This is a genomic window from Thioalkalivibrio sp., from assembly GCF_007692535.1.
GTDB lineage: Bacteria > Pseudomonadota > Gammaproteobacteria > Ectothiorhodospirales > Ectothiorhodospiraceae > Thioalkalivibrio.
Genome location: NZ_REBW01000062.1, coordinates 1 through 11137, shown reverse-complemented (window position 1 = coordinate 11137; position 11137 = coordinate 1). Strand labels below are relative to the sequence as shown.

The window sequence follows — 11137 nt, the reverse complement described above, 5'->3', positions numbered from 1 at the left end:
TCGCTGCGGTCAATGCGATGTTCCCGGCCTGCGGAGGATTCGTGATAATCAGGAACGTCGAAGGGCGGGCGGCCCGGAAGACCGGAACGTGGACCACCATACCCCCGGAAAGGAGGAATCAGACCTTGCTCTTCTGGTAGCGCTTGTAGCTCGCGATGATCTCGGCCTTGGCGGTCTCGGCGTCCGACCAGCCTTCCAGCTTCACCCATTTGTTCTTCTCCATCTCCTTGTAGTGGCCGAAGAAATGGGTGATCTGATCGAGCAGTTCCTTGTGCACATCGCCGGGCTCCTTGATACGCTCGTACTGCGGATCGAGCTTCGTCACCGGCACCGCGAGAATCTTCGCGTCCGGACCGGCTTCGTCCGACATGTTCAGCACCCCGATGGGCCGCGAGCGTACGATGGCCCCGGGGACGAGCGGCACCGGTGTGATCACCAGCACATCCAGCGGATCGCCATCCTCGGCCAGCGTGTGTGGAACGAACCCGTAGTTGCAGGGGTAGAACATGGCCACGGTCATGAAGCGATCGACCATCAGGGCTCCGCTGTCCTTGTCGATCTCGTACTTGACGGGTTGTCCCAAGGCCGGAATTTCGATGACGACGTTGATATCGTTGGGCAAATCCTGACCGGCGACAATTTTGCTCAGATCCATGTTCGAGGCCCTCACGGCTGGTTGGATGCGCCATTATAGCGGCGTTGCTGCCGAGAGGAATTGCCCTTGCCTGGTTCGATCTCAACGGGTATAAATCGGCGGGCAGACACGACCGGCGCAGGCTTCCGCCAGAGCCGCCGGAGCGTTCCGGACACGGACACAACGGGCGTCGCGAGTCACGCATCCGGCAAGCAGGCCGCCCCTGCCCGGGACCCACCCACGGCACCCTCAGACAAGTCCGATGCCCCCAACTGGATCCAGTCTCCACAGACGATGAAGGTCATGCCCCTGCGATCCGTTGCTCCTGCCCTGGCCGTGCTCTCTCTGGCGCTGGCCGCGCTGCCTGCGCGAGGTGAATACCTGTCTTCCTGCCCCCTGCCCCCGGAATCCTTCTGGCCGGAACTGCGCACCCTGCCGCCGGATGTCATCGAGATCGAGGCTGATTACGTCGAGGCGATCCGTTCCGAGCAGGTCCATGCCCGCGGCGACGTCCGTCTGTTCGCCGAGGGCCGCCGGCTGGATGCGGATTTCGTCGATCTGTTCATCCCTGCCCGGACCGTGGAGACTCGCGGACGCTCGCGCCTCTTCGACGGCGATCTGCTGATCGAGGCCGGCGCAGGCCACTACCAGCTCGATGACGACGTGGGGGAATTCTCCGACATCGACTACTGGCTGCAATCCCGCCGGGCGCGCGGAAGCGCCGATGAGGCCGCGCAGGATGGCCCCGGGCGCATCCGCCTCGCCGCCGGCAGCTTCACGACCTGTCCCGAGGGCGACGACAGCTGGTGGCTCACCGCCGGCAGGATCCGCCTGGACCAGGAGAGCGGACGCGGACACGGTTACGACGTGACCCTGCGCTTCAAGAACGTGCCGATCCTGTACACCCCCTACATCAACTTCCCCATCGACGACCGCCGGCAATCGGGGGTGCTGACCCCTTCTTTCGGATACAGCTCGAAAAGCGGCCTCGACCTCTCCATTCCCTGGTACTGGAACATCGCGCCGAACTACGACGCGACGTTGGCCCCGCGCATCCTGTCCCGCCGTGGATTGATGCTGGAGTCCGAGTGGCGCTACCTCCGCCCCAGGATGGGCGGTACCCTCGACCTCTCCTACCTGCCGAATGACCGGCTGGCCGACGACGAAGATCGCCACATGGTTCGCTGGCGGCACCAGGCCTCGATCCGACCCGGCCTGGCCCTGCGCGTCGACGCGACCGACGTGTCGGACCAGAGTTTTTTCAAGGACTTCGGCTCGGACGTGTTCACCTCCAGCACACCGGTCGCCGAACGCCGCGCGGACCTCATCTACAGCCAGCCCAACTGGCGCCTGACCGGCCGGGTGCAGGATTTCCAGTCGCTCGATCCAACGCTGTCCCCGGGTAACGAGCCCTACAGGCGACTGCCCCAGGTCCTGCTCCAGGCTGGCCAGGGCCTGGATTCCGGCCTGTTCTGGACACTGCGTTCGGAATTGGTCCGGTTCGATCGTCGGGCATCGGTCACCGGCACCCGCTTCGATCTGGAGCCGGAAGTCGGCTTTCGGCAGGACGGCGGAGGGTACTTCATCGAGCCCCGCCTCAGCCTGCGTCACACGAGCTATGAACTCGATGATGCGCTTCCAGAAGCCGGGCGCAGTCTCAGCCGCACCCTGCCCAGAGCCAGCGTCGATACGGGTCTGGTGTTCGAGCGCATCCTTGATGACGGGGCCATGCAGACACTCGAGCCGCGCCTGTTCTACGGCTACGTCCCGTTCCGCGACCAGGATGACATTCCGCGGTTCGATACCGGCGAGCGCGAGTTCAGCTTCGACAGCCTGTTCACCACGCAGCGGTTCGTCGGCGCGGACCGGGTGGGCGACACCCACCAGGTGACGACTGCCGTGACCAGCCGCGTGATCGACCCGGATACCGGCACCGAGCGGCTCAGCGTCTCCGCAGGGCAGATCACCTACCTGGACGATCGCCGCGTCCGTCTGCGGCCCACCGACCCTCCGCGACAGGAAAACCGCTCCGACCTGGCCGCCGAGGCCCAGGCCCGGTTCTCGCCAAACTGGCGGGGACGCGCCTCGATCATCTTCGATACCGATCGCAGCCGCGCGCCCCTGGCCGCAGTGGGTTTCTCCTACAATCCACAGAAACGCGCCCTGCTGAATCTGGGCTACCGCCTCCGGGAAGACGAGATCGAACAGACCGACATCTCCGGCTTCTGGCCGCTGACCGACCGCCTGCAGGCCGTCGGGCGCTGGAATTACAGCCTCCTCGACAGCCGGAATCTCGAACTCCTGGCGGGCCTTGAGTATCGTACGTGTTGTTACGGTCTCCAGGTCGCGCTGCGCCGTCACCTCACCGATTTCGACGGCGAGTACAATAACTCGATCTACTTTCAATTGACGCTCGACGGGCTGACCCGACTCGACACCGGGCTCGACAACCTGTTACGCGAGGGAATTTCCGGGTATGGCACACATGAAGACCGCTACTAGCGCGCTTGGCACTCTGATCCTGTCCCTGTTCCTTGCCGCGGGTACCACCGTCCATGCCCAGGAGCGCGACCGTTTCATGGACCGCATCATCGCCGTGGTCGGCGAGGACGTGATCACGCAACGCGAACTCGTCTCACGCATCGACCTTACTGAGCAGCAACTGGCGCAGCGGGGTGCGCAGATGCCGAACCGCGACGTACTCGTGCGGCAGGTCATGGAACGCCTGGTGGTGGAGCGGGTGCAGCTTCAGGAAGCGGAACGGGTCGGCATCAACATCGACGAGATCACGCTGAACCGCACCATGGAAAACATCGCTGCGGAGAACAACCTGACCCTGCTGCAACTGCGCAATGCGCTGGCCGCGGAGGGCGTGGATTTCGGCGCCTTCCGGCAGCAGATCCGGGACGAGCTCACGATCGCGCAGCTCCGACGGCGCCAGGTGGACAATCGCCTGCGGGTGAGTGAACAGGAAATCGACGACCTGATCGCCGCGGAGAGCGGAGCCATCGACCGGGATGTCCGGTATCAGCTGTCGCACATCCTGATCGCGCTGCCGCAGGGGGCCGACTCGAGCACCATCGCCACTGCTCAGAGAAAAGCGGAGGAATTGCGCGCAAGAGCCCGTTCTGGCGAGGATTTCTCAAGTCTGGCAATCAACCATTCGGATGCTCCCGATGCCCTGGACGGCGGCGACATGGGCTGGCGCGGGGCGGCTGACCTGCCGACCCTGTTTGCGCGCAACGTGATCCTGATGCGCCCGGGTGAGATCAGCCAGGTCCTGCGTTCACCGAGCGGCTTCCACATCGTCAAGCTGATCGACCGTGAGGCGGGCGCTGAACAGAAGGTGAGCCAGACGCGCGCCCGGCACATCCTGATCAGCCCCGACCGTATCCGGACCGACGAGGAGGCGCTGGCCCAGGCCCGCAGCCTGCACAGCCGGATCCGCCAGGGTGCCTCCTTTGGCGATCTCGCCCGCGCCCACTCGGACGATGCCGGCTCGGCCGCCCGGGGCGGCGAACTCGGTTGGCTCAGCCCCGGGGAGACGGTGCCCGCGTTCGACGAGGCGATGCGCGGTCTCGCCGTGGGTGAACTCAGTCCGCCGATTCAGAGCCCGTTCGGCTGGCACATCATCGAGGTCCTCGATCGGCGCGAGACAGACGCCTCTCGGGAACTCCTGCGGGCCCGGGCGCAGGAGATCCTGCAGAACCGCAAGCGCGAGGAAGAGACCGAGTTGTGGCTGCGGCGCCTGCGCGATGAGGCGTTCGTCGAGTACCGCATCGAGGGACTGGGCGCCTGAGCGGGGGCCCGGGGTTTCCGGCAATGAGCCAGCATGTTGCGCGTCTAGCACTGACGGCGGGGGAACCCGCCGGCATCGGTCCGGACCTCCTGCTGCAACTCGCCGCGCACCCGAGCGGAGCGCAGCGCGTGGTGATCGCTGACCCTGACGTTCTGGAACAGCGCGCCCGGCAACTGGGCCTGGCGGTACGCCTTGCGCGCTTCTCGCCCGACACGCCGCGCCGGCCGACGGCGGCCGGGGAACTCCTGGTGATACCGATACCGGTGGCCGCCCCGGTACAGGCAGGGCGTCTAGACCCCGTCAATGCCGGCCACGTGCTCGCGCTTCTCGAAACGGCCGCCGCCGGCTGCATCGACGGCGTGTTCGACGCGATGGTCACGGGCCCGGTGCACAAGGGCGTGATCAACCAGGCGGGACATCCTTTCACCGGACACACGGAGTGGCTGGCCGAACGAGCCGGCGGCGTGCGGCCGGTGATGATGCTGACCGCGGGCAGCCTTCGCGTGGCGCTCGCCACGACCCACCTCCCCCTGCGCGCCGTGGCCGACGCCATCACCCAGGAACTCCTGACCGAGGTCATCACCACGCTGGATCACGACCTGCGCCGGGACTTCGGCATCGCCAGGCCGCGCATCGTCGTCTGCGGGCTGAACCCGCATGCTGGAGAGCAGGGTGTGCTCGGACATGAGGACGACGGCATCATCGCCCCCGCGCTCGCGGCCCTGCGCGAGCGGGGGCTGGACCTGCGGGGTCCCCTCCCTGCGGATACGGCCTTTACGCCCCGGGAGCTGTCCGGCGCCGACGCCGTGCTCGCCATGTACCACGACCAGGGGCTCCCGGTGCTGAAACACGCGGGCTTCGGCCTGGCCGTGAATGTCACGCTCGGCCTGCCGTTCATCCGCACCTCCGTGGACCACGGCACCGCGCTGGACCTGGCCGGCACCGGCAGGGCCGACCCGGGGAGCTTCCTGGCCGCGGAGCGGCTGGCGGGCGAACTGGCGGCGCTCAGGCGACCGGCCGTTTCCGCCCCGGCAGAACCCGCCGGACCGGCATGGACCGGCACGTGAGTCACCCGATCCGGCCGCGCAAGCGCTTTGGCCAGAACTTTCTGCATGATCCCGCCGTCCTGGGCCGCATCGTCGCCGCCATTGGGCCGCGTGCCGACGACACGATGATCGAGATCGGCCCGGGGCTGGGGGCGCTGACCGGCCCATTGCTGCAGCGTCTCGAACACCTCGAAGTCGTGGAAATCGACCGTGATCTCGTCGCCGCACTGCGCCAGATGGCCCCGCCGGAGCGGCTGACCATTCACAACGCGGACGCGCTGCACTTCGATTTCGCCGCGCGAGCCCCGGCCGCCGGCGGACTGCGCATCGTCGGCAACCTGCCCTACAACATCTCCACTCCCCTGCTGTTCCATCTGCTCGGGCAGGCGGCCGCGATCCGGGACATGCACTTCCTGCTGCAGAAAGAGGTGGTGGAACGCATGGTGGCCGAGCCCGGCAGCAAGCGCTACGGACGACTGACCGTGATGCTGGGCGCTCGGGCACAGGCGCGGCAACTGTTCACGGTGGGGCCCGGCGCCTTCCGGCCGGCACCAAAGGTCGACTCGGCCTTGGTGCGCATCGAACCCCTGGCCGAACCCCTGGTGCCGCCGAGCCTCGAGGGCAGCTTCCGCAAGGTCGTGAACCAGGCCTTCTCCAACCGGCGCAAGACCGTGCGCCGGGCCCTGACCGGCATTCTCGACCCGGCGGCAATCGAAGCTGCGGGAATCGACGGCGGGCACCGGCCCGAGCAACTCGCCATCCGCGACTTCCTGGCGCTGGCCCGTGCAGCGCAGTCCACTGCGAACCCTGCGGTTGCGAAGCCCGACCCTGCCGCGGACGCGCTGCCGACCAGGGGCGATGCTTTCGAACCGGGTGGCACCACCGTGGAGCAGCCATGAGCTTCCTCGTAGCCGATATCGGCGGCACCAAGACCCTGCTCGCCCTCGCCCAACCGGGTCCCGAGGGCTGGCGTTTCGAACACAAGACCCGTCTCACGAGCAGCGATTTTCCCAGCGCCGGGGACCTGATCCGACATTGGCTGCAGACTGCGATGCCGGAAGGCCGTCCGCTCGACGGTATCGGGCTGGCACTCGCCGGGCCGGTAAAATCGATCGACGGATCCGTGCGCGCAAAGGCCACGAACCTGGACTGGCCGGTCATGGACGAGGGGGAGCTGGGCCGTGAGCTGGGCGCACCCACGCTGCTGATCAACGATTTCGCCGCCATTGGCGCCAGCCTGGACGCGCTGGAGCCGGATGACACGGTCACCCTGCAGCCCGGCGCCGCAGAGTCGGCGGGTCTGCGCCTGGTCGTGGGTGCCGGCACCGGACTCGGGACCTGCGCCGTCGGTCCACCGCCCCGCAGTCAGCTGTTTGCCGGTGAAGGTGGACACGCCGATTTCGCTCCCGCCGATGACTGGCAGGCAGCCCTCGCGCAATGGGTCCGCGGTCAGGAGGGGCGCTGCAGCCGCGAGCACCTGCTGAGCGGTCCCGGCATTGCGCGCATCGCGGCATACCTGCAGCAGCAGTCCTCCGATACCGGGCTGGCGCAGGCTTTGCAGGAGGCCGATCCGGCCGCCGCGATCGGGGCGCTGGCGGCACAGAGGCACGCCGGGGCCTTGCAGGTCGCCGAGCGGTTTGTCAGCATATACGGTGGCCAGTTGGGCGATCTCGCCCTGTCGGCCCTCCCGCGCGGCGGTGTCTTCATCGCCGGCGGCATCGCTCCCCGCTGGCTGCAGCATTTCCAGACCCCGGGATTCCTCCGCTCCTTCCGCAACAAGGCGCCGATGCAGAAGCTTCTGGAAGAACTGCCCCTGCACCTGATTGTCCATTCTGAACCCGGCCTGCTGGGCGCGGCCGTCGCCGTGCATCGGGCCGTGGAAACTGTCGGAGAAAACGCATGAGCCCTACGGAACACCGCATCGAGATCGAAGTTGCCACTGCCTACATCGAAGAGCAGTCGGATCCGGAGGCCTCTCGTTTCGTCTTCGCCTATCACATCACCATCCGCAATACAGGGGAGGCATCCGTGCAACTGCTGAACCGGCACTGGATCATCCGCGATGCCCGCGACCAGACCCAGGAGGTCCGCGGCGAGGGGGTCGTCGGCAAGCAACCGCGCATCCCTCCTGGCGAGGAGTTCGAGTACACCAGCGGCACCGTCATCGAGACCCCGGTGGGGACCATGGAGGGCAGCTACGAAATGCGCGACGACGCCGGGTTCACTTTCCAGGCACCGATACCGCCCTTCACCCTCTCCGTGCCGCGCTCCCTGCACTGATGCCGGTGCGCCAGACGCAGGCGGCGCCCCGCCCGATCCGCGGACCCGGAATGCCGGGGCAGCCGCACGACGCCCACGTGCGGTTTGATCCGGTTGATCCGGTTCGCCGCGCCGGCGCCGACAGCTGAACCACGATGGCTGTCTACGCGGTAGGTGACCTTCAGGGCTGTCTTGCGCCCCTCCAGCGACTGCTGGAACGCGCGCGCTTCGACCCCGCCCGGGACCGGCTCTGGCTCGTTGGCGATCTGGTGAACCGCGGACCGGATTCGGGCAACTGCCTGCGCTATGTCCACGACCTCGGGTCCGCGGCAGTCACCGTGCTCGGCAATCACGACCTGCATCTGCTTGCCACTGCAGCGGGGCTCCGCCAACCGCGCCCGAAGGACACCCTTGCGGAAGTCCTGCAGCGTCCCGACGCCGAAGAACTCCTCGAGTGGCTGGCGGCGCGCCCGCTGGTGCATCACGACGCGGCGCTTGGCTGGACCCTGGTCCACGCCGGGATTCCCCCACAATGGGATCTCGAGCGGGCATGCACCGAGGCCCGGGCAGTCGAACAGGTTCTGCAGGATCCGCAACGACGCAACGAGTTCCTCGCGCGGATGTATGGCAACAGTCCGGAACGATGGGACGATACCCTGAAGGGCGTGGACCGCCTGCGTTACACGGTGAATGCCCTCACCCGCATGCGTTTCATTCGCAAGGACGGCGGACTGGACCTGGAGGAAAGTGGACCACCCGGGTCTGTGCCCTCCCGGCTGAGCCCGTGGTTCGAGGTGCGCAAACGGCGGATGGGCGGCCAGGCGATCGTGTTCGGGCACTGGTCCGCGCTCGGGTACCGGCGCGGCACCGACTGGCTGTCGCTGGACAGCGGCTGCGTCTGGGGTCGGGACCTGACCCTGGTGCGCCTGGATCCGGCCACGCCCGACCAGCGAACCCTCTGGCAGCAGCCCTGCCGCTGACCGGCATTGGCCGGCGTCGGAATCCGTGGGCTCTGCTTGCGGACTGGCAGGTCGGCCCGAAGCGCCACACGGCCTCGGTCCGCCGCGAGGGGCTCGGATCAGCGGAACGGCGTCATCGGCATCAGGCTCTCCGGCCGCGTCATCCGGTTCATGTCCACCGATATGCGACCCATGGAGTCGGACATGGCTCCGGTGGCGTGCGTCATCCGCGACACCGAGGCGTCCATTCCGTCGACGTTCCCGGACATGCTCCGGACACTCGAGGTGATGCTGTCGATATCGGCGTTCATCCGACTCATATCGGCGCCCATCCACTCCGTGCCCGCGCGGACGCGGGCGAGTTCCCCCGAGATCCCTGCCTGGCCCTCGACCATGCTGTCGGCCATCAGGTCCATGTCACCCACCATCACATCCATGTCCACGGCCATGCTGGAGACGTCGATACCCATCTGACTGACGGCCCTGGTCATCGTGCTCATGTCGCGGCCCATGTTGAACATGAACCAACCCATGCCCGCAAACGCCAGGGCGACAACGACCAGCAACACGGTCACGCCGGCCACGCGTGCTCCCGCGACGATGCCCGTGCCCCGTTCTTCCCCGTTGACCTGATCAGCCATCGCCTGCTCCCCAGCGTGTAGACGACCGCGGGTTTCCCACGCGATGCCTTGCTCCGGCGACTACGCAAACCGCCCGCTCGCCGGCCACCAGGAAAGCATAGCCGACGCGGGCAGCGGGCGCACGGGCGGAACGAGCCGACAAGGCATCCGCCCCGCCAGGATCCGATCCGGTGCGTCACGCACCGTGCCGGCGCAGGTTCTGCACCACAGCGCAGCACCGGGACGGCAAGCGCCATGCCGGACAGCCCGTAGCGGCACCGGATCCGCTGGCAGCAAGCTCCAGCTTCGCCCGCACGGGCCACAGCCGCAGCCATGTGCCGCGGCCAGCTCCGGGACGACCCCTTCGGACCGAGGGGTCCGGAATTTGCTTGTTCCGTGTTTCCGTTTCCCCGCACGCCAAGAGGACGCACACCGTGACCACGCCCCACGCCGTTTCCGAGGAACGCGAAGTTGATGGCCTGATCGTGGGCGGAGGCCCGGGGGGCATGAGTGCCGCGATCACCGCCGCCCAGGTCTGGCCCGGGCGCAAGATCCTGCTGATCCGCCCGGAGGAGGAGCCGGTCGTGCCCTGTGGGATTCCCTACATCTTCGGCACGCTCAAGGGTGTGGAACATGACCTGCTCAGCAATGCGCCCTTCCGCATGCTGGGCGGCGAAATTCTCTGCGACCGGGTGACCCGGGTGGATCTGCAGACGCGGACGGCGCTGACCGAGTCCGGTATCCGGGTGCACTGGAAGCGCCTCGTCCTGGCGACGGGGACCGTCCCGCACCTGCCGCCCATCCCGGGCATCGAGCGTCCGGGCGTTTTTGCGATCCGCAAGGACTACGATCACCTGGAACACCTGTTCGAGGACCTGATCCCGAAGGTCGAAAGACTCGCCGTGGTCGGTGGCGGTTTCATCGGCGTCGAGTTCGCCGACGAGGTCCACAAGGGTGGCCCCGATGTCAGTGTCATCGAGCAGCTGCCGCATATCCTGCTGCGCAACTTCGACGAGGAAGTCTCGGTACGCATCGAACAGGAACTGCGTTCCAGAGGCATCACCGTACACACCGGTGCCGGCGTGACCGCGTTGGAAGGCGACGGCGACGACGGCCCGGTGCGCGCAGTGCGCCTCGCGAATGGCGAGAGCATCCCGGCGGAAGCGGTGCTGGTCGCGATCGGGGACCGGCGCAACACCATACTGGGGGAGGAGCTGGGGTTCACCATGGCGCGTGGTGGTGGCATCTGGGTGGACGCTTTCCAGCGTACCCGCGAGGATCCGCACGTGTTCGCAGTGGGTGACTGTGCCTTCAAGCAGGATTTCCTGCTGCGTCGCTCGGTGCCCTCGCTGCTGGCCTCGACCGCGGCCGCGGAGGGCCGCACGGCCGGCATGAACCTGTTCGGGCTGCGCAACGAGCGTTACAACGCCGGCACCATCGCCATCTATGCCAGCCAGGTCGGGGATCTGGCGTTCGGCTGCGCGGGGATGACCGCCGCCGCCGCCCGCACCGAGGGCCTCACGGTGGTGGTCGGGCGGGTCGTGGTGCCCGATCACCACCCGCCGAGCATGCCCGGTACGCGCATGATGACCTGCCTGCTGGTGTTCAGCCGCAGCGGCCTGCTGCTCGGCGGGCAGGTGCTGGGTGGCCCGACCACGGCCGAGGTGCTGAACGCAATCGGCATCGCCATACAGGCGCGTCTGAGCGTGCACGAGTTGGTCAGCTTCCAGTTCGGCAGTCACCCACGACTGACCGCGCCCGCGCATCCGATCGCGCTTTGCGCGCTGGACGCGATGCATCAGCTGAGCGGCAATGGCAAC

The 11137-nt window shown here is 67.3% G+C and carries 10 protein-coding genes; 8 read left to right on the top strand and 2 right to left on the bottom strand.

Annotation, left to right across the window (positions count from 1 at the left end; translation table 11 throughout):
* Nucleotides 1-118 precede the first annotated feature (118 nt).
* Nucleotides 119-655 (bottom strand): inorganic diphosphatase, encoded by a 537-nt coding sequence (ppa, locus tag EA346_RS01855; RefSeq protein WP_296754923.1) that lies wholly within the window; start codon nucleotides 653-655, stop codon nucleotides 119-121.
* A 273-nt stretch (nucleotides 656-928) separates the two neighbouring features.
* On the opposite strand from ppa, the gene lptD reads away from it, so the two are divergent.
* From lptD to EA346_RS01820, 7 genes are all read left to right on the top strand, one after another.
* Nucleotides 929-3136 (top strand): LPS assembly protein LptD, encoded by a 2208-nt coding sequence (lptD, locus tag EA346_RS01850; RefSeq protein ID WP_296754920.1) that lies wholly within the window; start codon nucleotides 929-931, stop codon nucleotides 3134-3136.
* The gene (locus tag EA346_RS01845; RefSeq protein WP_296754918.1) at nucleotides 3111-4433 is read left to right on the top strand and encodes a peptidylprolyl isomerase; all 1323 of its coding nucleotides are present in this window, start codon (nucleotides 3111-3113) and stop codon (nucleotides 4431-4433) included. Before lptD ends, EA346_RS01845 begins: the two co-directional genes overlap by 26 nt.
* Before the next feature lie 23 nt (nucleotides 4434-4456).
* Entirely contained in the window at nucleotides 4457-5500 is a 1044-nt protein-coding gene (pdxA, locus tag EA346_RS01840) for a 4-hydroxythreonine-4-phosphate dehydrogenase PdxA (RefSeq protein ID WP_296754914.1), read from the top strand.
* On the top strand, nucleotides 5497-6378 hold the full coding sequence (gene rsmA, locus EA346_RS01835; protein WP_296754911.1) for a 16S rRNA (adenine(1518)-N(6)/adenine(1519)-N(6))-dimethyltransferase RsmA: 882 nt from the start codon (nucleotides 5497-5499) through the stop codon (nucleotides 6376-6378). Before pdxA ends, rsmA begins: the two co-directional genes overlap by 4 nt.
* Entirely contained in the window at nucleotides 6375-7382 is a 1008-nt protein-coding gene (locus EA346_RS01830) for an ROK family protein (protein WP_296754909.1), read from the top strand. Before rsmA ends, EA346_RS01830 begins: the two co-directional genes overlap by 4 nt.
* Complete coding sequence (gene apaG / locus EA346_RS01825; RefSeq protein ID WP_296754906.1) at nucleotides 7379-7759, top strand: Co2+/Mg2+ efflux protein ApaG; 381 nt, start codon at nucleotides 7379-7381, stop codon at nucleotides 7757-7759. Before EA346_RS01830 ends, apaG begins: the two co-directional genes overlap by 4 nt.
* Before the next feature lie 134 nt (nucleotides 7760-7893).
* Nucleotides 7894-8718 (top strand): symmetrical bis(5'-nucleosyl)-tetraphosphatase, encoded by an 825-nt coding sequence (locus EA346_RS01820; RefSeq protein ID WP_296754904.1) that lies wholly within the window; start codon nucleotides 7894-7896, stop codon nucleotides 8716-8718.
* A gap of 98 nt (nucleotides 8719-8816) precedes the next feature.
* Here the strand turns inward: EA346_RS01820 and EA346_RS01815 are convergent, their stop codons facing one another.
* Nucleotides 8817-9338: an LPXTG cell wall surface anchor family - like protein gene (locus EA346_RS01815; protein ID WP_296754901.1), complete on the bottom strand. Its 522-nt coding sequence runs from the start codon at nucleotides 9336-9338 to the stop codon at nucleotides 8817-8819.
* Between the two features lie 413 nt (nucleotides 9339-9751).
* On the opposite strand from EA346_RS01815, the gene EA346_RS01810 reads away from it, so the two are divergent.
* On the top strand, nucleotides 9752-11137 hold a 1386-nt coding region (locus EA346_RS01810), incomplete at its 3' end, for an FAD/NAD(P)-binding oxidoreductase (RefSeq protein WP_296754899.1).